Source organism: Rahnella sp. AA (genome assembly GCF_002834385.1).
Taxonomy (GTDB): Bacteria; Pseudomonadota; Gammaproteobacteria; order Enterobacterales; family Enterobacteriaceae; genus Rahnella.
This window is the reverse complement of record NZ_PITQ01000007.1, coordinates 1-22,658: the sequence shown is the minus strand read 5'-3', so window position 1 is coordinate 22,658 and position 22,658 is coordinate 1. Positions and strand designations below refer to the sequence as shown.

Sequence of the window (22,658 nt, the reverse complement as noted above, 5' to 3'; positions counted from 1 at the left end):
TATCAGAAAACGCCTGGCTCTCTTAGGCATCCGTTGCCACGTATACCTGAGGTTCAGCGCTATCGGTAAAAATCCGAAAAAACACGCAGAAAAGAGTCTACACGTTAAACGCGGGAGACAATGAGAGTTATCTTACTGAACCTGATAAAAAATGGTCAAATAAAAAAACCCGATCTTTTCAGACCGGGCTTTTTCAGTACGTGAGATCAGAGAGCAGAAATGCCCGCAGTTCTTGCGTACCTGCGGATAAGCGCAGGGGAATGATTATTACATCATGCCGCCCATACCGCCCATGCCACCCATACCGCCAGCGCCGCCCATATCGACTTTATCGTCTTTAGGCAGGTCGGTGATCATGCATTCAGTGGTGATCATCAGGCCAGCGACAGAAGACGCGTACTGCAGAGCAGAACGGGTTACTTTAGTTGGATCCAGGATACCCATTGCGATCATGTCGCCGTACTGTTCAGTGTAAGCGTTGTAACCGAAGCTACCTTCGCCTGCTTTAACGGTGTTTGCGATAACAGAAGCTTCTTCGCCTGCGTTCACAACGATCTGGCGCAGTGGAGCTTCCATTGCGCGCAGAGCAACGCGGATACCCACGTTCTGATCGTCGTTGTCGCCAGTCAGGTTAGCCAGGGTGTGAGCAACGCGAACCAGCGCAACACCACCACCGGCAACCACGCCTTCTTCAACCGCAGCACGGGTTGCGTGCAGGGCATCTTCAACGCGGGCTTTCTTCTCTTTCATTTCAACTTCAGTCGCTGCACCAACTTTCAGAACAGCTACGCCGCCTGCCAGTTTAGCCACACGCTCTTGCAGTTTTTCACGGTCGTAATCAGAGGTCGCTTCTTCAATCTGCTGACGGATCTGAGATACACGGCCCTGAATGGTTGCTTCTTCGCCAACGCCATCGATGATGATGGTGGTGTCTTTGTTGATCACAACGCGTTTAGCCTGACCCATGTCTTCCAGAGTCGCTTTTTCCAGCTCCAGACCGATCTCTTCAGAGATTACGGTACCGCCAGTCAGGGTTGCGATATCCTGCAACATCGCTTTACGGCGGTCGCCGAAGCCAGGTGCTTTAACCGCAGCCACTTTCACGATGCCACGCATAGTGTTCACAACCAGAGTCGCCAGGGCTTCACCTTCAACGTCTTCAGCAATGATCAGCAGTGGTTTACCGGCTTTAGCAACGGCTTCCAGTACTGGCAGCATTTCGCGAATGTTAGAAATCTTTTTGTCAGCCAGCAAAATGAACGGGCTTTCCAGTTCGATTGAACCGGTTTCTGGTTTGTTGATGAAGTATGGAGACAGGTAACCGCGATCGAACTGCATACCTTCAACAACGTCCAGTTCGTCTTGCAGGCCAGTGCCTTCTTCAACGGTGATGACGCCTTCTTTGCCGACTTTTTCCATCGCTTCAGCGATGAGTTTACCAACGGTTTCGTCGGAGTTAGCAGAGATGGTCCCTACCTGTGCAATTGCTTTAGAATCAGAGCAAGGTACAGACAGTTTTTTCAGCTCTTCAACAGCGTGGATAACTGCTTTGTCGATCCCGCGTTTCAGATCCATCGGGTTCATGCCCGCGGCAACGGCTTTCAGGCCTTCAGTGATGATGGCTTGTGCCAGAACGGTTGCGGTAGTGGTACCGTCACCCGCGGCATCGTTCGCTTTGGACGCCACTTCTTTCACCATCTGTGCGCCCATGTTTTCGAACTTATCTTCCAGTTCGATTTCACGCGCAACGGACACGCCGTCTTTAGTGATGGTTGGAGCGCCGAAAGATTTGTCCAAAACCACGTTGCGGCCTTTAGGGCCCAGGGTCACTTTTACTGCATCAGCAAGGATGTTTACGCCACGCAGCATTTTCACACGGGCGTCGTTACCGAATTTTACTTCTTTAGCTGCCATTGTTAATTTCCCTTAAATTCGTTCTGTTCAGAAAAAAGTGGATCGGGGGACGATCAGGCTTCTACGATTGCCAGAATGTCGCTTTCAGACATGATCAACACTTCTTCATTGTCGATCTTCTCAGCTTTCACGCCGTAGCCATCGTTGAAAATGACGATATCGCCAACTTTCACATCCAGCGCTTTAACTTCACCATTTTCCAGAATGCGACCATGGCCGACAGCCAGGATTTCGCCACGGGTAGATTTACCTGCAGCTGAGCCAGTCAGAACGATGCCGCCAGCGGATTTAGATTCTACTTCTTTACGCTTGACGATAACGCGGTCATGCAATGGACGAATTTTCATTGATAACTCTCCTGTGAGCGGGTCCATATCTATTTTTAGGGTTGAATGCCTGACAGATGTCTGCCCGGCCTCGTGGTTTGTTTAATGGGGGCGATACGCAGCCCTTCAAGGGGAAGCACAGAAAATTTTCGCTTTTTCTTTCATCTCTCAGTCTAAAAAAAACGCCTGAAAGCAGCTTCCAACAATGTATTAACAATCAAGGCCACAGAGATTAGCGGTCGCGATGCTCTGTGTCGTCATCTTTTTTTGGCGAAATAAGACGTTCTTGAGTTTCATCTGTACGCTGAAACTCGCCGTCAAATGTATTTCCTGTCGGCGCACTGCTCCCCCAGTTGCCCCCGGAGCGGACAATATTCAGATGGGGCATCAGCTTAAGCGTCAGTCTCTTCTGGACGGGAGGCAGCAACAGTAGCAAACCGAGGAAATCCGTAAAGAAGCCCGGCACCAGCAACAGAAAACCGGCGATGACCAGTGAAACACTTTTCACCATCTCAGCCGCCGGGCTTTCACCCATGGCCAGTTTTTGCTGCAACTGCATAAAGGTTTTCATCCCCTGATTTTTCACCAGAGAGACGCCCACGCAGGAGGTGAATACCACCAGCAACAACGTCGTGGCGACGCCAACGACTGCGGCCACCTTGATAAATAAGGTGATTTCAATATAAGCCAGCAGGAATAACAATAATAACGGTAACCAGCGCACCGCATTCTCCTTGTAATGAGGTCCCGAAAGCCCTGATACAGAGGCATTTCACAACCAGAAATAGGTGCCTGCGGGGATCTTTGCTCTCAAAGAAATGCAGGCTGACTACACTGAGATGGTGCTGTATCACAGTGATTTCAAGCGCCGGACCTGATTTAATTGAGCAGGTAAATGAATTGTGAGAATTCTCACAGATACTAAAAACATGCACAATCATGGGGCAGGATAGTGATCTTAGTACGTGCAATTCCCCGGAAGCAGCATATGATCGCCTTCGTTGTGGAAACAACGGTTGATCGTTTTAAATTCACCACAGCTAGTAACATAATTTTAAACATCGCATAACGCATTCAGTACCGAAGAGAAGGTTCTCATGTCAAACACCATTCGTATCGAGGAAGACCTGCTGGGCACGCGTGAAGTACCGGCAGAAGCTTATTACGGCATTCATACCCTGCGGGCGATTGAAAACTTCTATATCAGCAATACCAAGATCAGCGATGTGCCTGAGTTTGTTCGTGGCATGGTTATGGTGAAAAAGGCAGCCGCTCTGGCGAACAAAGAGCTGCGTACTATCCCACGCCATATCGCGGATATCATTATCCAGGCTTGCGACGAAGTGCTTGATAAAGGTAAGTGCATGGACCAGTTCCCCATCGACGTCTATCAGGGCGGTGCGGGTACCTCGGTAAATATGAACACGAATGAAGTGCTGGCGAACATCGGTCTCGAGCTGATGGGCCACCAGAAAGGCGATTACCAGTTCCTGAATCCCAACGATCACCTTAATAAATGCCAGTCCACCAATGACGCCTACCCTACCGGTTTTCGTATCGCGGTCTACGCCTCTTTGCTAAAACTGGTGGATGCGATTTCCCAACTGGGTGATGGCTTTGAACGTAAAGCGGTCGAGTTCGAAAATATCATCAAAATGGGGCGCACCCAGCTGCAGGACGCGGTTCCGATGACGCTGGGCCAGGAATTCCACGCATTCAACGTGCTGCTCAAAGAAGAAACCCGCAATCTGATCCGTACCGGCGAATTACTGCTGGAAGTGAACCTCGGGGCAACGGCGATCGGGACACGTCTGAACACGCCGGAAGGCTATCAGCAACTGGCAGTACAGAAACTGGCGGAAGTCAGCAATCTGGCCTGCGTCCCGGCTGAAGATCTGATTGAAGCGACATCTGACTGCGGCGCTTACGTCATGGTTCACAGCTCGCTGAAACGCCTGGCAGTGAAACTTTCTAAAATCTGTAATGACCTTCGCCTGCTCTCTTCAGGCCCTCGTGCGGGTCTGAACGAAATTAACCTGCCGGAATTGCAGGCTGGCTCTTCGATCATGCCAGCCAAGGTGAACCCGGTTATTCCTGAAGTGGTGAACCAGGTTTGCTTCAAAGTCATCGGTAACGACATGTGCGTCACAATGGCAGCGGAAGCTGGCCAGTTGCAGCTGAACGTCATGGAGCCGGTCATCGGCCAGGCGATGTTTGAGTCGGTGCATATCCTGACGAACGCCTGCTACAACCTGCTGGAAAAATGCATCAACGGCATTACGGCGAACAAAGAAGTGTGCGAGTTCTACGTCTTCAACTCCATTGGCATCGTCACGTATCTGAATCCGTTCATTGGCCATCATAACGGCGATATCGTCGGGAAGATTTGTGCCGAAACGGGCAAAAGCGTCCGTGAAGTGGTACTTGAGCGCGGCCTGCTGACCGAAGCGGAACTGGATGACATTTTTTCTATCGAAAACCTGAAACATCCGGCATATAAAGCCAAACGTTATACCGATGAAAATGAGCAGTAACAGGCCTCATTTCTGACTTTCTGAAGGCTCGCTGTTCTGCGGAACAGTGAGCCTTTTTTACATTTCTAACCACAACAACCCATAGCGATTATTTTCCATTTATTTAAGGAATACCGGGAATATGGACGGACACCATGCTGATTACTGAACTTATTATTGTGCTGGCTGCGATTTTCCTCGGTGCGCGCTTAGGCGGTATCGGAATTGGTTTTGCCGGTGGGCTTGGCGTACTGGTGCTCTCGCTGATGGGCGTAAAACCAGGGACGATCCCCTTTGATGTTATCTCCATTATCATGGCAGTTATCGCCGCCATCTCAACCATGCAGGTCGCGGGCGGGATGGATTATCTGGTTCAGCAGACCGAGAAACTGCTGCGCCGCAACCCCAAACACATCACTATTCTGGCTCCGGTCGTCACGTATTTTCTGACCATTATGGCGGGTACTGGCAACATTTCACTTTCTGCGTTGCCGGTGATTTCCGAAGTGGCTAAAGAACAAGGAATCAAACCCTGCCGGCCGCTTTCAACGGCGGTCGTTGCTGCGCAAATAGCCATCACCGCCTCACCGATTTCCGCCGCTGTGGTTTATATGGCCTCAACGATGGAAAGCCACGGTGTGAGTTATTTGCATTTGCTGATGGTGATGATCCCTTCGACGCTGGCCGCAGTGATTGTGATGTCGCTGATTGTCAGTGGGTGTTTTGACTCAAAGCTCGCCAATGATCCGGTTTACCTCAAACGTTACGAAGAAGGGTTGATTGCATTGCGCGGCAACAAATCGTTGGAAATCAAGCGAGGGGCCAGACTCTCGGTATTACTGTTCCTGCTTGGGGTTCTCACCGTAGTCGGTTATGCGGTTATCAATAGTCCGAGCCTGGGATGGGTTTCGCAGCCCGTCATGACCACTAACAGTGCAATCCTGATCATCATGCTTAGCGTTGCTACCTTAATTACGTTGCTGTGCAGTATTGATACGGATTCGATTCTGACCTCCAGCACCTTTAAATCCGGCATGAGCGCCTGTATTTGCATTCTCGGCGTGGCCTGGTTGGGTGACACCTTTGTGCAGGCAAATCTCGGCTGGATCAAAGAGACAGCGGGCACGTTGATCCAGGCACATCCGTGGCTGCTGGCGGTGATTTTCTTCTTCAGCTCAGCCCTGTTGTACTCACAGGCTGCCACCACGAAAGCCTTGCTGCCGATGGCGCTGGCGTTAAGCGTTTCACCACTGACCGCCGTAGGGTCATTTGCCGCAGTGTCAGGATTATTTATCCTGCCGACCTACCCGACACTGGTTGCTGCCGTGCAAATGGATGATACCGGCACAACCCGCATCGGGCGTTTCGTTTTCAACCATCCGTTCTTCATTCCCGGGACTATCGGCGTATTCCTCGCCGTACTTTTCGGGTTTGGTTTCGGCAGTATTATTCTCTGACAGTTTTTACGGGGGCCTCAGCCCCCGCCTTTCCTGCATTGCGCGCACCCCGCTTTTGTAAAGTACTGGCAAGGCTTTCTGCGCCGTGTTCGCACAGGGTATACTCACATTTCATTAACGCGCTGCGGCATGACGCCGTCCGCATCTTCTGTCGAATCACCCAGTGGCTGTTCATCTGCCGCGACAAAGAGAACTTTACTCCGCATGGATCACCGCATTCTTCGAATTTTCTTTCTGTTATGCAGCCTGTGTTTTTTGCCGCTGCAAGCAAACGCATCGTTATTTGGTAAGCATGCAGCGCCACAGTTTGTTCCTGTCGATCAGGCATTCAGCTTTGATTTTCAGCAGTCTGGCCATGACCTGAAATTAAACTGGCAGATCCGCGATGGTTATTATTTATATCGCAGCAAGATTGAGATCGAACCGAAGAATGCCCGGTTGGCAGCGTTTATCCTGCCGAAGGGACGTGAGCATCACGATGAGTTTTTCGGCGACAGTGAAGTCTTCGAAAATGCGCTGAATATTGTCGTTCCGCTGCGTGAGGCAAGCGCTGATGCGACGGTGCGGGTCACCTACCAGGGTTGCGCTGCTGCCGGCTTTTGTTATCCGCCTGAAACCCGCGAAGTGCCGCTCAGTAAAGTTTCTGAGCCGGTCAAAGCTAGCACAAACGTCACAGAATCAGCTCGTACGCCGGTCGAAGCCACGCCTGCAAAAGAATCAACGCCGCTGCCGTTCTCGCCGCTGTGGGCGTTGCTGATTGGTATCGGTATCGCGTTCACGCCGTGCGTACTGCCGATGTATCCGCTGATTTCCGGCATTATTCTCGGGCGTCAGCGTCCGCACAGCATGAAGCGAATTTTTCTGTTGTCGCTGGTTTACGTACAAGGGATGGCACTGACGTACACGTTGTTGGGAATGGTCGTCGCAGCAGCGGGTTTGCAGTTCCAGGCCGCGCTGCAAAGCCCGTGGGTGCTGATCGTTTTATCCGTGATGTTTATCGCACTGGCGTTATCAATGTTTGGGACGTTCAGCCTGCAACTCCCGTCATCCGTTCAGACCCGGCTGGCGTTGTGGAGTAATGAACAAAAAGGCGGTTCGCTGCCGGGGGTCTTTATCATGGGCGCGCTGGCGGGCCTGATTTGTTCCCCCTGCACCACCGCACCGCTGAGCGCAATCCTTTTGTACATCGCCCAAAGCGGAAACCTGCTGGCCGGTGCCGGCACGCTTTATCTGTACGCACTGGGGATGGGGATTCCGCTGATTATCGTCACCCTGTTCGGGAATAAACTGCTGCCACGCAGCGGCCCGTGGATGCATTACGTCAAAGAAGGGTTCGGTTTTGTCATTCTGGCGCTGCCGGTATTCCTGCTTGAGCGCGTGATTGGCGATATCTGGGGATTGCGCCTGTGGAGCCTGCTCGGCATCGCGTTCTTTGGCTGGGCGTTACTGCTGAGCCTGAAAAGCCAGCGCGGCATCGTGCGCGTTCTGCAGCTGGTTTTCCTCGCCGCCACACTTATCGTCAGCCGCCCGTTGCAGGACTGGGCCTTTGCGCCCGTCAGCAGCGTATCCGGGCCACAGCACACGCTAAACTTCCAGAAAATCCATAGCGTTGATGAACTGAATGCCGCGTTGCAGGGCGCACAGGGCAAACGCGTCATGTTGGATCTGTACGCCGACTGGTGCGTAGCTTGTAAAGAGTTCGAAAAATATACATTTTCTGCGTCAGAGGTGCAGAATGAACTGGCGGGCACTTTGTTGCTTCAGGCCGATGTCACGCAAAACTCACCTGAGCAAAAGGCGCTGTTAGAGCGTCTTGACGTGCTGGGCTTGCCCACGATTTTATTCTTCGGCCCCGATGGTCATGAATTGCCACAGTCGCGGGTGACCGGTTTTATGGATGCCACTGAGTTCAGTGCACATTTGCAGAAAACCCGCCCTTAAACGACACTACATTTTGAAGTACGCGAATTGTGAGGAGGCAAACGTGCTACGTGAACAGGTTCTCGATCAAACCCTTAATCTCTTGGAACAACGTGGCCTTGCAACATTGTCACTGGAAAACGTCGCCGAACTCGTCGACGTTCCGCTCAATGAACTGCGCCGTTTCTGGCCGGATGCCGAAGCGTTGCTCTATGACAGCCTGCGCTATCACGGAGAACAAATTGAGATCTGGCGGCGTCAGCTGATGCTGGATGAAACGCTGACCCCGGCGCAGAAATTACTGGCACGTTACAAAGTTCTTGATGAACAGGTGCGCCAGCAGCGTTATCCAGGCTGCCTCTTTATCGCGGCATGTACGTTTTTCCCTGAGAGCGACGCTCCTATTCACCAACTGGCCGAAAATCAGAAACGGGCATCCTACGACTACACGCTGTCTTTGCTCCAGGAAATGGGATCCGATGACGCCGAAATGGTTGCACAGCAGATGGAACTCATCCTCGAAGGCTGCCTGAGTAAGCTATTGGTCAAACGTCAGCTCATTGATGTAGAAGTTGCACGGCGTCTGGCAGAGGATGTTTTGAATGTCGCCCGCTGCCGTGAACATGGTGCGCTTTCCTGACTTTCTATGACACCAGACAGGCCATTTCGCCATTTTTGAATGAAAAGCCAGCAAACGAACCTCTTTTATGTGTTTTAGATGACAAAGCCGTTGACGACACATGCCCAATACGGTTTAATGCGCCCCGTTGCCCGGATAGCTCAGTCGGTAGAGCAAGGGATTGAAAATCCCTGTGTCCTTGGTTCGATTCCGAGTCCGGGCACCATATTTAAAGAAACCAGCTTAACGGCTGGTTTTTTGCTTTCTGCAATTCCAAAAATTTTTCATACTCTCCTTTAGTGACTGACTTCTCATCCCTTGATTCATTTGCACAAAACTCCCGTTCAATATTGTTTAAACGTTAGGCCAGAAGACTTCATTATGTAGCATTAATCCTTTGATTTTCCATATTCAACCTGCAGCCGAGCTGATACATTGCAGGTTGAACATTGAGCAAATTTATAGGATATAGAATGCCTTCGTCCGTAACTTCGCGATTCCCCCCGGCATTGAAAACGGGGGACACGATTGGCTTTTTCTCCGCCTCATCTCCTGTCACTGTCACAGCGCCGAACCGCTTTGCACGCGGTAGAGATTTCCTGCGTGAGAAAGGTTTTGTGCTCAAACCGGGGTTGCTGACCGGCGAGTCAGACTATTACCGTTCAGGATCGGTTGCCCGGCGGGCAGAAGAATTAAATCAGCTGTTTCGTGATCCGCAGGTGCGTTGCGTGATGTCTACCATCGGTGGCAATAACACCAACTCCCTGCTGCCTTATCTCGATTACGACGCACTGCGCGCTGACCCGAAAATCATTATTGGTTATTCAGATACCACCGCTCTGCTGGCAGGCATTTACGCACAAACCGGACTGGTCACTTTTTACGGCCCTGCGTTGGTTGCCTCTTTCGGCGAGTTTCCCCCGCTGGCTGATGAGACTTATGCGTCTTTTACAGACGTTCTGATGAATCGTCACGACGTGCCGTATCGATATTCTCTGCCCTCACACTGGACGGATGAAAAGCTCAACTGGAATGATGTTTCTCCGGTTCGGGCTAAGCATTTGTATGCCAATACCTGCCGTTTTCTGGGCAGGGGCCGTATTGAAGGACGCGTCATCGGCGGCAATCTGAATACCCTTTCGGGGATCTGGGGAAGTCCTTATATGCCAGAAATCTGTCAGGGCGACATTTTATTTATCGAAGACAGTCTGAAAGATATCGCTACCGTCGAACGTTCATTCTCCATGCTAAAGCTCAATGGCGTTTTCGACCGCGTCAGTGCAATATTGCTCGGGAAGCACGAATTATTCGATGACGCCGGAACAGGCAGAAAGCCCGCCGATGTTCTGCTGGAAATCCTTAACGGCCAGGATATCCCGTTAGTCGATGGCTTTGACTGCTGCCATACTCATCCGATGCTCACCCTGCCGCTGGGTGTTGATATCGCTGTCGACTTTGACCGCCAGCAGATCCACATTACCGGCCAGTACCTGTCCTGATGCCCCCATAAATCACGTACTACTAAAATTCCGTACGTGATTTATATCTCTCCGGCTCGAGCTTTCCTTTTTTCTCTCTCCTTTAAGGCCGTAAATTGCCAGCATGTAAATATTTCTGACAACAATCTGACTTTTAAATAGTACGGTTTATACTGACAGCCCCTTTACGAGGTATATCAGGGTAAAATTCTGATAGGGTAGCACTGTACCAATTATCTGAATGAAAATGTAAGACAGGATATGTTTAACAGGGAGACGAAGGATGCAAATGATTTATCTGATTGAAAATGAAATAGTATTCAATCCAGAGGATAACTCACTTTCTTTGCTGAGCGACGCTGAGAGTAAGGTCGCTGTATCCAATCCTGCACGGAGAATTTTATTATTACTGATAGAGCAACATGGCATTGTTGTTCATCGTGAAACATTTTTTAAAAAAGTATGGGATGACTACGGCCTGACAGCAAGTAATAATAATCTCAATCACTGCATCAGCAAATTACGCAAAGTGATTTCGACGCTAGGCTACGATAATGAGTTGATTACGACAGTGCCTAAGGTCGGGTTTATCATCAGCAAAGGAATCATTATTGAATCCGTATCTGGTGATTATCCCCTTCAGAAAGAGATTCAAACATCTGATGATGTAATCTCAAAAACACCCGATGTTTCCCCTCCGGCTGCGTTCAGCGGAGAAGTGATAAATTCAGGATCAGTGCCAGAGCGAGAAATACCCGAAGCAGAAGACCAGAAAGGAAAAGTGAATCATTCCATTATTATTAGTACATTAGTGACTACCGCACTCACCGTATGGGCACTATTCATTTTGTATAATAATTTGGCGGATCCCAAGGCAGAGCTAAAAATCGCCAGGATAGGTGACTGCGACTTGTATTCAACAGCGCCCGTAATCTCGTCCCAAAAACGTGATTTTGCGCATCTGGCAGAAACGTATCTTCAAAAGAAGAAAATCATCTGCCGGCCAGGGGATATCTTCATATTTCAAAGCGAGCGTTTTTCGTTGCCGATAAATACTGGCTCAGTCCGTGACTTCATCGCGCAATGCAGCACCGGTGACAACCATAAAATCAATATTTGCATAAGCTATTATGCAAATGACAGGACAACGCATGACAGGTAATAAAAATCGGTTACCTCCGGGTAAAATGGGGATCTTTTTCACATTACTTCCGGCCTTTCCTTTATTGGTTTTTATTTTATATGGAATTCACATAAATAAAGACAGTGTTATATTCCCTGTTAACACGCCCTGCAGGGGTAATATGTTAGTAGAAGCACAATATGATCATCAAAAAGCAAAAATGGTCAGCTCTCTGTATTTTAATTTTCTTGATAATAAAAAAATCCTGATTTCACTGAGCGGTACAGGATATTTATATAACAATGAAGGTGTCATCATTGAACGAAAAACACTGCTGCGAAATATTTACTATGACTATGTCCATGAGAGCAAAATGACCGATACTTATTCACTGACCAGCACGCAGATTAACATCGACAGCATCGACAATATGGACTGGCGTATATCATCCCTCCTGCTGATGAACAGTTTTTTCCTGACAGGCCATACGGATACGCTGGTGCTGAAGAAATACGACGACAACACCATGCTGATAGAGAGCAACCAGTCCCCGATTACTTTGTGCGTTTTCAAAAAAGGATTCTGAAAACTGTATTTCCTATGTTTCCCTTATTTATAGTAAAGATACAGATGAAACCCACAAGCCTGTGCGTACCGGGACAGCGTGCTGAAGCTGGCTTGAGCCGGGCGTTTTTCAAGACGGGTTATCGCTGGCGGCGTAATACCCAACCGCCTTGCCAGCTCGGTTTTACTTAATCCGGCATCTTCACGTAAGGTTTGCAGTAATGCATGAATTTGTGCTTCCGCGATGAGTTCCGGAGCCTGAGCAGAGTAAACAGGTTCCTCAAGCGCCTGCGCGCGCAATTTTGCCGTTCTTAGCATGTGATTCTCCCTTTCATTAGCGGCAGTCAGTAGTAGTTAATCTTGACGATCACTGACGCATCAAATTGCCCGAGCGACAATTCCCTTCCAGGGATCGCACTCAGTTTTGCCGTGAAGTTTTTGGTAACCTCATTCACATTGTTCAATTCCGCAAAGTTATCGTAGCGGTTGAAAGTGATGGCCTGATCTTTATCGTTGTAAAGCATCAACTTCGCACCGTTTGACAGATCAATGGCCGTGTTATCGAGTAACGGACTGGCAGTCGAAAACTCAGCCTGAAGCGAAAAATTGTCCAGACACCCCTGTTTTACCGCCTTGATGGCAAACGGCAGTGAAACACCGGACGATCGCGACAGCGTAGTACTTTGAATGGAGCCAAAATCAACAATCTGAGACTCTGGATAGACTTTCAGATCAGAACCGCAGGCCAGAAAGCGAATCCCCTGTAAGCCCGACAGGTTATATTTCAGGTTTTTGGCCCCTGGGGTCTTGTTAATCCCCTTGCTTCCATCGAGCTGGAATACGGTGAACTGGTCGGCGCCCTGATAATGGCCGCTGGAAGGCGCATTCCCGCTGACTTTGATATATAAACGGAACGTGACGTTTACCGTGACGTTTTGGCCTTTTTTGATGGGCGTGCTATTGGTACTGAGACGCTGTTCATTTTGCTCGAGATCCTGCCCGTTATAACTCACCCCCAGCAGTAAACCCTCGCCAATCGATTGTGATTTCGGGTTGAAGTAGAAATGCACCACATCAATGATCGAACCCAGAACGTTATCGCAGTACGCAGTCACGTTAATGTCATTAGATTCCCAGATTTTGGTGCCCACCGGCACATTTGACGGTATCGCCAGTTGTCCGACCGGGATTGCAGGTTTGTCGACAATCCCGGTTCCTTTTTCCACGCAATCGAGCGCCAGCGCGCTGCGGTAAAAACAGAGTAATAAAATAATTAATATTATCCTGCCAGCGGATAACCGGTAAATTTCAGACATAACAATCCCTTATCGATGAGATAAACAGGTTCAAATACGGGCGTTCATACGGGCTTAGCGTTTGCCTTCTTTGCTGATGCGCTGACACTGAGGCGTCTGGCATTGGTACTCGTTCACCTGCAAACCACCGTAGTCGTCCATATATCCCAGGCTGTACCGATCGCTGATATACTGGCCACCGGTCAGGGATTCCGTTGCAAACGGGGCCAGCATCACGCTGTCAAAACCCGGCACGTTGCCTTTATTGTCCTTGCCCAGATAGCCGACGGTGATATAGAACGGCGTCGGGTTGGTCAGTTTCAAACCGTCCTGAAGGCGGCTGACCTGAAGCTGTTCCTGCCAGTTTCCCTTCAGCAACTTGCGCAGTTCGGTGGGCCGGAAGAAAAGTTTCACGCGGCTCTGAATCGCCACCTGCATCACGTTAGCCATTTCACTTTTTGGCGGGACTTCCCGCACATTGAAATAAAATAAGGATTCGCGATCTTTCGGCAGTGCGGCGGTTTCCGGTAACTGAAGTATGCGGATCTGGCTTTTCTGGCCCGCATCAATGCGCTGCATAGGTGGTAGCGCCACCAGCGGAGACGTAATTTTTTCACCCAGCGCATTCTCCACCCAAACCTGCGCCAGATAAGGCAAATCCTTACTCTGGTTCTCCAGCATGACGCTGACCGATTTGTCATTGGCATTAAAAATGATGCGCGTGCGATCAAGGTTAATCGCCGCAATGGCCGGACAGGCGACACTGGCCATCATCAGTAACGCCATGCCAGTGTGTAAAATCTGCTTCTTCATCGGACTTTTCCTTTCCTGATTCACTTTGTTAATTTTCAGCTGCACGGTAATAACACCTGGCCGGATCGGGTCACGGGCTGCGCAGGTACCTGTATCCGGCATGTCTGATCGTCGCCCCAGCGTACGGTCAGCGATTTCTCGCCGGAAACCCCCGCCAGATACGCCAGACCGCCATCACCGATCAGGCCGGCTTCAAACCCGGAACTGTTGTCCGTCACTGACGAACCCAATGGCGGATAGCTACCGTCAGCGAGACGAATTACGGCCATCAGGCGCTCGCCTTTAATCGCGCGGATTTTGCGGAAACCGATCGCCCCTTCCGTCAGGGTTTTGCTGACAACCGAGCTGTAAACTTCCACATCATCGGGCAGATGATTGACGTCGACGCGGATATCAGAAGTCTGATAGCTGGAGACGCCGTTCACGACGGCGATGCCGTAATCATTCGTCACTGACGCGCCTTCGCTGATCGGAATACCTTTCACTCCGGCTGAGACCATCATGCGCGGCTCACTGCCGGAGCTGCTCTGGTGCAACGCAGCTCCGGCTGCGGTCGCCGTAAATGAGCCGTACCAGTTGGCGTTTACCGAGCGGTAATCGTTATTTTTTACGCTGCCGTTCACGCCTAACTGACCGTACGGCGACATATGCTGGTAGTTAGCGCGGAAAACGCCGTCACCTTTTTGCAGGTCAGGGCTGCTTCCGCCTGCGCCCACGCGCCAGCTGTTATTCGGATCCTGGCTGTTGTAATAAGATGCAGTTTGCGAAAAGCCGCCCTGAGAATCCTGCTGTGCGTCATAGCTGATCTGTTGTCCGGAAGACAACGGCAAACTGAATGACAGGAACACCTGGTTTTCATCGGTATCGCGGTATCTCAGCTTGCTGGCCGACAACGTTCCGGAAATCCCGGTAAATCGTCCGATATCAAATATCTTGCTGACGGAAACGCTGTAGTTATTGCTGGGATCCTCGTTCCAGTACACCTTATGCGTCGCCGAGAGATACAACGTAATCGCCGGCCACGGCAGAAACTGGTTGGCGGTTACCGTATAAGTTTGTTTATCGTCGCGGGAATACCCGTCGCCGTTCACCTTGTCGAGATACTGGTTGAACGACATGAATGTTTTTTCCGAGAAACGATAACCGGCAAAAGTGATCTGGCTTCCGGTGGAATCAAAGCGTTTCGAATAGTTGGCGCGATAACTGAAACCCGTTTGCTTGCCCGCCACGGGCACCGTCGCAGAGGAACGCGTGACATCGAAAGATACCGCGCCCAGCTTTTGCAAGTTTTGCCCGACGCCGAGCGCCTGAGCCTGATAGTTACCGGTGGTGGCAATCAGCCCGCCATAGACTGAGAAATCATTGAGCGCGCCCCACGACATTTCTCCGCTGTAAAAACCCGGCTGCAAAACATGGTTGCTGCTGCCGGTGGTTGGTTTCCCCATCGCCGTCTTGAAACGCATCTGGCCTTTGCGGGTCAGAAACGGGATCGTCGCCGTGGTCATCTGGTATGTCGTGACGCTGCCATTTTCTTCTTCGATTTTAACGTCAAGCGCGCCCTGTACGGCTTCCGTCAGATCCTGAACGACGAATGGCCCCGGGGAAACGTTAGTCTGATAAATCACCCGGCCATTCTGGCTGATACTGACTTTGGCGTTGGTTTTGGCGATACCCGTTACCTGTGGTGCATAACCGCGCAACGAAGGTGGCAGCATCCTCTGATCGCTGTTGACGGAAACGCCGACAAAGCGGAAAGAATCAAAAATGTCTGAGCTGAAATAGGTCTGCCCACCGGTCAGACGTGCGCCGATGGAAGGTAACGCACGGAACAGATAGGTTTGCGTCCAGGTGAATGCATCGCTGGCGGGCGATCCTGACGTTCGGGCGGCGGAATACTGATAATCCGCGCGGGCACGCCACGGCCCCAGGTTGAAGCCGGTCGTCCCGTAACTGCTGAAACTGGTCGAGCTGTCGCCCTTCTGCGGCATGTATTGGCTGCCCAGCAGGTTGTAATCAAGTAATACGCCATTCACACCGTTATCCCACTGTGAAGGCGGCACCCAGTTTTCATCGTGAAACGTCAGCCACGCCTGCGGGATACTGATGTTCAGCGTTTGTTTTTCCTGATCGTAACGCGCAGTTATTTCTTTCTGACGGTCAAGGGAAGTACATTCACCGTGATGCCAGAGCGTTAGTTGCTCCTGCGCGGTTTGGGTCAGATCGAATTTATTCACCAGTGAAGGTGGCACGCACAGACGGCTGTTTTTATTATCTTCGGTAGGAAGATATTTAATCAGGCTCTGATCGCCCAGCGTGCGGCCATTGAGCACGACATCCAGCAGATATTCGCCGGGCGCGGTATAATTCGCCACCTGAAAACGTGAAAGATCTACATTATTGCGATCGGCAGAATCAATAAAGTTAACGTTAAATTCCACAGCCAGGCTTTTGAATGAAATAAAGCATCCCGACAAGAAAATAATAACCCCTGTTGTTATTCTTATCCTTGTCGATGTTCTGTCCATCGCAAACAACATAATAAAATCACTTTTTTATTTTTATAAACCCAGCACGGAATCCCGGTGCATCCGGAAAATAAAGGGGAGTAAACTCCCCTAAATAACAGCAATATTTATTTGTAATTCAGGGCGTAAGTTGCCTGAGAAACGATGGTACCGGTGGACACTGGCTGAGTGTTGGCTTCTACACGCGCAGCAAATACCAGCTCGTTATTACCCGTCACAAGATTAATGTCTTTTGATGTATCACCGACCTTCAGCAGATCGCCGTTTGCATCAATGAGACGGATTCCGGCACCTTTCGCGCTGCCGGTGTTTGCCAGCAGTTCAGTGGCGCTGCTGTCCGGCGTCCCCGCGAAGGATACGGCAACTTTAGACATCGCCGGATATTCAACGGAACCCGCAGTTTGCGCGGTCAGATCACAGTCTTGCAGATGGATGGTGTAGTTAACGTTTTGAGAATATTTATTGCCGCTTTCCAGCACTTTATTCGCTACCTGTCCCATATCAACATTAATGTCTTCATCGCCTGCAGCAATAGAGCAAGGCGCATTAATAACGGTACCGGTGAAATGAATACGGCCTGAACCCTGGTCAGTGCCGGTCGGAGGCGTTGTGGTGTCATCAGCAAAAGCTGAGGCGGAAATTAAAGTGGATAAAGCAATAACCAGTGTCTTGTTCTTAGCGTTAAACATAGTAAGTCCTTGAGATTTAACGGTAGCTATTAAACGACAAATACGCTCACAGGCGATATTTTTCGCTGTACCGAAGAGAGCACCCCTCTCTTTCCAGATCAATATACTGATATTTTTAATTTGACGTTATAATAATTCAACTAATTCAAATATTAAGAATATTACTCTCAGATTAATCTTCGAATCTCATATTTATAAAGGTAAATTAACTTATAAGTAAAAATAACTAACATTAAATGTTATGCGTAAATAAAGAACCAGGCCTTAAAAAAGATAACTTAAGCTTTATTTAACTAAATTATTACATCTATATTCATTATTTTTAACTAAATGCTACCATCTCCGCCCCTGCTTTGCTTTTCGCTTCTGTGCTCTGCTCCGCACCGTTGTTGCAGATATCTTGCTGTTTTTTCTCCTCTTGCGTGATCTGCCCCCCAGAAAGCAAACAAAGCTCTAACGCAAACTACACTTAACTTTTGATTGACATATATTTAACAAAATAAAGGAGAAAAACCATGAGCCAAATTCATAAGCATTCTATTCCTGCCTCTGTGGCAGAACGCGCCCTGATCACACCTGAAAAATATCAGCAGTATTATCAGCAATCTGTGGAAAACCCCGATGCCTTTTGGGGAGAACAGGCGAAGGTACTCGACTGGATCAAGCCGTTTACTAAGGTCAAAAACACCTCGTTTGCGCCGGGGAATATCGATATCCGCTGGTTTGAGGATGGCACGCTCAATCTGACCGCCAATTGCCTCGACCGGCATTTAGCAGAAAAAGGCGATCAGACTGCGCTTATTTGGGAAGGTGACGACCCGCAAGCCGAAAATAAGCACGTCACTTATCAACAACTTCACCATGATGTCTGCCAGTTTGCCAACGTATTAAAAGGGCTTGGCGTCAGGAAAGGCGATGTTGTCGCCATCTATATGCCTATGGTGCCTGAAGCCGCCGTGGCAATGCTGGCCTGTGCCCGTATCGGCGCAGTGCATTCCGTCATTTTTGCCGGTTTCTCACCGGAAGCCGTTTCAGGCCGCATCATTGATTCCAATGCCAAAGTCGTGATCACCGCCGATGAAGGATTGCGCGCAGGCCGCACCATCCCGCTTAAACAGAATGTGGATGATGCCCTCAAAAACCCGGCCATCACCAGCATTACGCACTCCATTATTTTCAAACGCACCGGGAAACAGGGCGAATGGAGAGAGGGCCGCGACATCTGGTGGCATGATGCAATAAAAGATGTACCGGCGGATTGCCCGGCTGAAGAAATGAAAGCGGAAGACCCGCTGTTTATCCTTTATACCTCCGGCTCCACCGGTAAACCTAAAGGCGTATTACACACCACCGGCGGATATCTGGTTTATGCAGCGCTGACCTTCAAATACACCTTTGATTACCACGACGGCGATATCTACTGGTGTACAGCCGACGTGGGCTGGGTAACTGGCCACAGCTATCTGCTTTACGGCCCGCTGGCGTGTGGCGCAATCAGCCTGATGTTTGAAGGCGTGCCAAATTACCCGACGCCAGCGCGCATGGCTCAGGTCATTGATAAGCATAAAGTAAACATTCTTTATACGGCGCCAACCGCCATCCGTGCATTGATGGCAGAAGGGGATAAAGCGGTCGAAGGAACCAGCCGCGCCTCGCTTCGGATCATGGGTTCAGTGGGCGAACCGATTAACCCGGAAGCCTGGGAGTGGTACTACAAAACGATTGGTAACAGCCAGTGCCCGATCGTCGATACCTGGTGGCAGACCGAAACCGGTGGTTTCATGATCACACCGCTGCCAGGTGCCACGGAGCTAAAAGCGGGTTCTGCAACCCGTCCTTTCTTCGGTGTGCAACCCGCACTGGTCGATAATGAAGGTGTCCCGCAGGAAGGCGCGTGCGAAGGCAATCTGGTGATCACAGATTCCTGGCCGGGTCAGGCACGCACCCTGTTTGGCGACCACGATCGCTTTGAGCAAACCTATTTCTCTACCTTCAAAAATATGTATTTCAGCGGCGATGGCGCGCGTCGTGACGAAGATGGCTATTACTGGATCACAGGCCGTGTGGATGACGTCCTGAATATCTCCGGCCACCGTCTGGGAACCGCTGAAATTGAATCCGCACTGGTATCACATCCAAAAATTGCAGAAGCCGCCGTTGTCGGGATTCCGCATAACATCAAAGGCCAGGCTATTTATGCCTACATCACCCTGAATCATGGCGAAGAACCTTCACCGGAGCTCTATACGGAAGTACGCAACTGGGTGCGTAAAGAGATAGGGTCCATCGCCACACCGGACGTTCTTCACTGGACTGATTCATTACCTAAAACCCGTTCCGGCAAAATTATGCGTCGCATTCTGCGCAAAATTGCAGCCGGTGACACCAGTAATCTGGGAGATACCTCAACGCTTGCAGATCCGGGCGTAGTTGAAAAATTGTTGGAAGAAAAACAATCAATGAAAGTTCCGTCATAATTTTCACCGCCCTGGCGCGGTGAACTCTATCAATGCCTCACAGGAGTCACTGAGATGAATGATCTCATTTATCAGAGAGTTGTAAGTAACCCGCGCTTCAGGGAACTGGTGCAAAAACGCAGCCGTTTTGCCTGGCTTTTGTCAGGCATCACGCTGGTTCTATATGTCGCTTTTATATTGCTAATTGCGTTTGATCCGCAATGGCTGGGGACGCCGTTGTATGAAGGCGCCACAATCACGCGGGGTATTCCGGTTGGCGTCGGGCTGATCGTGATTTCTTTCATCCTCACTGGCATCTATGTCATTCGCGCGAACAGCGAGTTTGACCAGCTGACGGCTGATATTATCCGTGAGGTTAAGCCATGATCGCACGCCGTAGCTCCCTCCTTTTCCTGATGTTATCTCTGGCTTTGCCTTTCAGCGCTTTTGCAGCAGAAGGAATTGCAGGCGAGGTAAAACGCCAGCCTCTTAATATTGAAGCGATAGTGATGTTCGTTTTGTTTGTGGGTGCGACGCTTTATATCACCTACTGGGCAGCTAAACGGACGCGTTCCCGTCAGGATTATTACACAGCTGGCGGCCGAATTACCGGGCTGCAAAACGGGATGGCGATTGCCGGGGATTTTATGTCAGCGGCGTCTTTCCTTGGGATCTCCGCACTGGTTTATACCTCAGGTTACGATGGCCTGATCTATTCCATAGGCTTCCTTATCGGCTGGCCAATTATCCTGTTCCTGATCGCAGAACGTCTGCGAAATTTGGGTAAATACACCTTCGCCGACGTCGCTTCATACCGCTTGAAACAAAAACCCATTCGCCTGCTCTCGGCCTGCGGTTCACTGGTGGTTGTCGCACTTTACCTTATTGCACAAATGGTGGGTGCCGGTAAGCTGATCCAGCTGCTGTTTGGCCTGAACTACCATGTCGCAGTCATTCTGGTTGGGATCCTGATGGTGCTATACGTGTTGTTCGGCGGCATGCTGGCAACGACCTGGGTGCAAATCATTAAAGCAATCCTGTTACTGGCTGGTGCCACGTTCATGGCCGTTATGGTCATGAAATCCGTCGGTTTCAACTTCAATACCCTCTTTACTCAGGCCGTGGCAGTACATTCCAAAGGTATTGCGATCATGAGCCCGGGAGGACTGGTTTCTGACCCGATATCGGCACTATCGCTGGGACTTGCACTGATGTTCGGTACCGCAGGCTTGCCGCATATTCTCATGCGCTTTTTCACCGTTAATGATGCTAAGGAAGCCCGTAAAAGCGTATTTTATGCCACTGGCTTCATTGGTTACTTCTATATCCTGACCTTCATTATCGGATTCGGCGCTATCGTGTTGGTCAGTTCAAACCCTGCGTTCAAAGATGCCAGCGGCGTATTGCTCGGCGGCAACAATATGGCTGCGGTACATCTGGCCGATGCCGTCGGTGGGAGCTTCTTCCTCGGTTTCATCTCCGCAGTGGCCTTCGCGACCATACTGGCCGTCGTTGCCGGATTAACGCTAGCGGGTGCATCGGCGGTTTCCCATGATCTTTATGCCAGCGTCATTAAAGATGGCAAGGCAACGGAGCGCGATGAGCTAAGGGTCTCAAAGATCACCGTTATCGTTCTCGGCATTGTGGCCATCGCTTTGGGTATTTTGTTTGAAAAACAGAACATTGCTTTCATGGTGGGCCTGGCATTCTCCATCGCAGCAAGCTGTAATTTCCCGATTATTCTTCTGTCGATGTATTGGGCTAAATTGACGACTCGCGGCGCGATGATAGGTGGGTGGCTGGGGTTACTGACGGCCGTGATACTGATGATTCTGGGTCCAACGATTTGGGTGCAGATTTTAGGACACGCGAAGCCAATCTATCCTTACGAATATCCGGCTCTCTTCTCAATGATTGTTGCCTTTGTGGGAACCTGGTTCTTCTCAATTACCGACAATTCTGTTGAAGGACAAAAAGAGAGAGAACGTTTCTATCCTCAGTTTGTTCGTTCACAGACAGGGATTGGTATCTCGCAAAGCTCTAATCACTGATTTTTTACGCAGACAAAAGCAAAAAGGCCATCCTCTCGGATGGCCTTTTCTTTAATGACTGGAAAATCAGAGTTGTTGACCAATTTTTCCATTGCGCGTTTCAAATTTTGAATAGCAAAAAGCCCTGTACATCAGTACAGGGCTTTCCACTTATTTGATGCCTGGCAGTTCCCTACTCTCGCATGGGGAGACCCCACACTACCATCGGCGCTACGGCGTTTCACTTCTGAGTTCGGCATGGGGTCAGGTGGGACCACCGCGCTGTTGCCGCCAGGCAAATTCTGTAATTTACCGAACTCTACGCTTATTACTGGTGCTGATACCCAGAGTCGAACTGGGGACCTCACCCTTACCAAGGGTGCGCTCTACCAACTGAGCCATATCAGCACGCTTATTCTTATAACAGCCTGCTTAATAGCAAACTTTACTAATTTGATGCCTGGCAGTTCCCTACTCTCGCATGGGGAGACCCCACACTACCATCGGCGCTACGGCGTTTCACTTCTGAGTTCGGCATGGGGTCAGGTGGGACCACCGCGCTATTGCCGCCAGGCAAATTCTGTTTCATTCATAACGCTCACCCTGCTTCAGGCTTGCACTACGAACCAATCTCGGAACATTTCGCTGAAAAATCTCTGGTTATTCACAGAGCCCATCTAAAACACCTTTGGTGTTGTAAGGTTAAGCCTCTCGGGTCATTAGTACTGGTTAGCTCAATGCATCGCTGCACTTACACACCCAGCCTATCAACGTCTTAGTCTTAAACGTCCCTTCAGGTGACTTAAAGTCACAGGGAAGACTCATCTCGAGGCAAGTTTCGCGCTTAGATGCTTTCAGCGCTTATCTTTTCCGCATTTAGCTACCGGGCAATGCCATTGGCATGACAACCCGAACACCAGTGATGCGTCCACTCCG

The 22,658-nt window shown here is 50.0% G+C and carries 18 protein-coding genes, 2 tRNA genes and 3 rRNA genes; 11 read left to right on the top strand and 12 right to left on the bottom strand.

The genetic code is table 11. The annotated features are described in order from the left end of the window. Positions 1–267: 267 nt before the first annotated feature. From groL to CWS43_RS16815, 3 genes are all read right to left on the bottom strand, one after another. Positions 268–1,914, bottom strand: a complete 1,647-nt coding sequence (gene groL, locus CWS43_RS16825; RefSeq protein WP_101078256.1) for a chaperonin GroEL — start codon at positions 1,912–1,914, stop codon at positions 268–270. A 53-nt stretch (positions 1,915–1,967) separates the two neighbouring features. Then, the gene (locus tag CWS43_RS16820; protein ID WP_009636718.1) at positions 1,968–2,261 is read right to left on the bottom strand and encodes a co-chaperone GroES; all 294 of its coding nucleotides are present in this window, start codon (positions 2,259–2,261) and stop codon (positions 1,968–1,970) included. A 211-nt stretch (positions 2,262–2,472) separates the two neighbouring features. Then, complete coding sequence (locus CWS43_RS16815) at positions 2,473–2,964, bottom strand: FxsA family protein (protein ID WP_101078255.1); 492 nt, start codon at positions 2,962–2,964, stop codon at positions 2,473–2,475. Positions 2,965–3,337: 373 nt separating this feature from the next. On the opposite strand from CWS43_RS16815, the gene aspA reads away from it, so the two are divergent. The 8 genes from aspA (at position 3,338) to CWS43_RS16775 (ending at position 11,936) form a co-directional block, all read left to right on the top strand. Beyond that, entirely contained in the window at positions 3,338–4,774 is a 1,437-nt protein-coding gene (gene aspA, locus CWS43_RS16810) for an aspartate ammonia-lyase (protein ID WP_101078254.1), read from the top strand. Between the two features lie 134 nt (positions 4,775–4,908). Continuing rightward, positions 4,909–6,210 (top strand): anaerobic C4-dicarboxylate transporter, encoded by a 1,302-nt coding sequence (locus CWS43_RS16805; protein ID WP_101078253.1) that lies wholly within the window; start codon positions 4,909–4,911, stop codon positions 6,208–6,210. Between the two features lie 204 nt (positions 6,211–6,414). Continuing rightward, on the top strand, positions 6,415–8,151 hold the full coding sequence (locus tag CWS43_RS16800; RefSeq protein WP_101078252.1) for a protein-disulfide reductase DsbD: 1,737 nt from the start codon (positions 6,415–6,417) through the stop codon (positions 8,149–8,151). 43 nt (positions 8,152–8,194) lie between these two features. Continuing rightward, positions 8,195–8,770, top strand: coding sequence for a transcriptional regulator (locus CWS43_RS16795; RefSeq protein WP_101078251.1), 576 nt, complete (start codon positions 8,195–8,197; stop codon positions 8,768–8,770). Between the two features lie 129 nt (positions 8,771–8,899). Next, a tRNA-Phe gene (locus tag CWS43_RS16790) sits at positions 8,900–8,975 on the top strand. Between the two features lie 247 nt (positions 8,976–9,222). After that, positions 9,223–10,248, top strand: coding sequence for a S66 peptidase family protein (locus CWS43_RS16785; protein WP_101078250.1), 1,026 nt, complete (start codon positions 9,223–9,225; stop codon positions 10,246–10,248). Positions 10,249–10,510: 262 nt separating this feature from the next. Continuing rightward, positions 10,511–11,389: a winged helix-turn-helix domain-containing protein gene (locus tag CWS43_RS16780; RefSeq protein WP_101078249.1), complete on the top strand. Its 879-nt coding sequence runs from the start codon at positions 10,511–10,513 to the stop codon at positions 11,387–11,389. Next, positions 11,379–11,936 carry a FidL-like protein gene (locus CWS43_RS16775; RefSeq protein ID WP_101078248.1) on the top strand — a complete coding sequence of 186 codons (558 nt, stop codon included), beginning with the start codon at positions 11,379–11,381 and terminating at the stop codon, positions 11,934–11,936. Before CWS43_RS16780 ends, CWS43_RS16775 begins: the two co-directional genes overlap by 11 nt. Before the next feature lie 23 nt (positions 11,937–11,959). Here CWS43_RS16775 and CWS43_RS16770 read toward each other — a convergent pair whose 3' ends face one another. From CWS43_RS16770 to CWS43_RS16750, 5 genes are all read right to left on the bottom strand, one after another. Next, a complete protein-coding gene (locus CWS43_RS16770; RefSeq protein ID WP_101078247.1) occupies positions 11,960–12,232 on the bottom strand; it encodes a helix-turn-helix domain-containing protein in 273 nt (90 codons plus the stop codon). Between the two features lie 26 nt (positions 12,233–12,258). After that, positions 12,259–13,230, bottom strand: coding sequence for a fimbrial protein (locus CWS43_RS16765; RefSeq protein ID WP_101078246.1), 972 nt, complete (start codon positions 13,228–13,230; stop codon positions 12,259–12,261). A 54-nt stretch (positions 13,231–13,284) separates the two neighbouring features. Continuing rightward, positions 13,285–14,022, bottom strand: a complete 738-nt coding sequence (locus CWS43_RS16760) for a molecular chaperone (RefSeq protein ID WP_101078513.1) — start codon at positions 14,020–14,022, stop codon at positions 13,285–13,287. A gap of 35 nt (positions 14,023–14,057) precedes the next feature. Continuing rightward, a complete protein-coding gene (locus CWS43_RS16755; protein ID WP_232777037.1) occupies positions 14,058–16,460 on the bottom strand; it encodes a fimbria/pilus outer membrane usher protein in 2,403 nt (800 codons plus the stop codon). Positions 16,461–16,654: 194 nt separating this feature from the next. After that, entirely contained in the window at positions 16,655–17,236 is a 582-nt protein-coding gene (locus CWS43_RS16750; protein ID WP_101078244.1) for a fimbrial protein, read from the bottom strand. Between the two features lie 515 nt (positions 17,237–17,751). Here CWS43_RS16750 and acs point away from each other — a divergent pair. Genes acs through actP form a run of 3 tightly spaced genes read left to right on the top strand, consistent with a single transcriptional unit; the run spans position 17,752 to position 21,743 of the window. Further along, positions 17,752–19,713, top strand: coding sequence for an acetate--CoA ligase (gene acs, locus CWS43_RS16745; RefSeq protein WP_101078243.1), 1,962 nt, complete (start codon positions 17,752–17,754; stop codon positions 19,711–19,713). A gap of 54 nt (positions 19,714–19,767) precedes the next feature. Next, on the top strand, positions 19,768–20,079 hold the full coding sequence (locus CWS43_RS16740) for a DUF485 domain-containing protein (protein ID WP_101078242.1): 312 nt from the start codon (positions 19,768–19,770) through the stop codon (positions 20,077–20,079). Further along, positions 20,076–21,743 (top strand): cation/acetate symporter ActP, encoded by a 1,668-nt coding sequence (gene actP, locus CWS43_RS16735; RefSeq protein ID WP_101078241.1) that lies wholly within the window; start codon positions 20,076–20,078, stop codon positions 21,741–21,743. Before CWS43_RS16740 ends, actP begins: the two co-directional genes overlap by 4 nt. Before the next feature lie 159 nt (positions 21,744–21,902). Here the strand turns inward: actP and rrf (CWS43_RS16730) are convergent. The 4 genes from rrf (CWS43_RS16730) to CWS43_RS16715 all read right to left on the bottom strand — a co-directional run. After that, positions 21,903–22,018: ribosomal RNA gene (gene rrf / locus CWS43_RS16730) — 5S ribosomal RNA — on the bottom strand. A gap of 36 nt (positions 22,019–22,054) precedes the next feature. Next, positions 22,055–22,130 (bottom strand) — tRNA-Thr (locus CWS43_RS16725). Positions 22,131–22,180: 50 nt separating this feature from the next. Continuing rightward, positions 22,181–22,296 (bottom strand): 5S ribosomal RNA (gene rrf / locus CWS43_RS16720). Between the two features lie 124 nt (positions 22,297–22,420). Further along, positions 22,421–22,658: ribosomal RNA gene (locus CWS43_RS16715) — 23S ribosomal RNA — on the bottom strand; the annotation flags it as partial.

Excerpts from the sequence above, each read along its gene's own strand:
- CWS43_RS16780 (WP_101078249.1), top strand. The coding sequence starts at position 10,511 with ATGCAAATGATTTATCTGATTGAAAATGAAATAGTATTCAATCCAGAG.
- CWS43_RS16750 (WP_101078244.1), bottom strand. The coding sequence starts at position 17,236 with ATGTTTAACGCTAAGAACAAGACACTGGTTATTGCTTTATCCACTTTA.
- acs (WP_101078243.1), top strand. The coding sequence starts at position 17,752 with ATGAGCCAAATTCATAAGCATTCTATTCCTGCCTCTGTGGCAGAACGC.
- CWS43_RS16775 (WP_101078248.1), top strand. The coding sequence starts at position 11,379 with ATGACAGGTAATAAAAATCGGTTACCTCCGGGTAAAATGGGGATCTTT.
- CWS43_RS16800 (WP_101078252.1), top strand. The coding sequence starts at position 6,415 with ATGGATCACCGCATTCTTCGAATTTTCTTTCTGTTATGCAGCCTGTGT.
- actP (WP_101078241.1), top strand. The coding sequence starts at position 20,076 with ATGATCGCACGCCGTAGCTCCCTCCTTTTCCTGATGTTATCTCTGGCT.
- CWS43_RS16740 (WP_101078242.1), top strand. The coding sequence starts at position 19,768 with ATGAATGATCTCATTTATCAGAGAGTTGTAAGTAACCCGCGCTTCAGG.
- CWS43_RS16760 (WP_101078513.1), bottom strand. The coding sequence starts at position 14,022 with ATGAAGAAGCAGATTTTACACACTGGCATGGCGTTACTGATGATGGCC.
- CWS43_RS16770 (WP_101078247.1), bottom strand. The coding sequence starts at position 12,232 with ATGCTAAGAACGGCAAAATTGCGCGCGCAGGCGCTTGAGGAACCTGTT.
- CWS43_RS16820 (WP_009636718.1), bottom strand. The coding sequence starts at position 2,261 with ATGAAAATTCGTCCATTGCATGACCGCGTTATCGTCAAGCGTAAAGAA.
- groL (WP_101078256.1), bottom strand. The coding sequence starts at position 1,914 with ATGGCAGCTAAAGAAGTAAAATTCGGTAACGACGCCCGTGTGAAAATG.
- aspA (WP_101078254.1), top strand. The coding sequence starts at position 3,338 with ATGTCAAACACCATTCGTATCGAGGAAGACCTGCTGGGCACGCGTGAA.
- CWS43_RS16785 (WP_101078250.1), top strand. The coding sequence starts at position 9,223 with ATGCCTTCGTCCGTAACTTCGCGATTCCCCCCGGCATTGAAAACGGGG.
- CWS43_RS16765 (WP_101078246.1), bottom strand. The coding sequence starts at position 13,230 with ATGTCTGAAATTTACCGGTTATCCGCTGGCAGGATAATATTAATTATT.
- CWS43_RS16805 (WP_101078253.1), top strand. The coding sequence starts at position 4,909 with ATGCTGATTACTGAACTTATTATTGTGCTGGCTGCGATTTTCCTCGGT.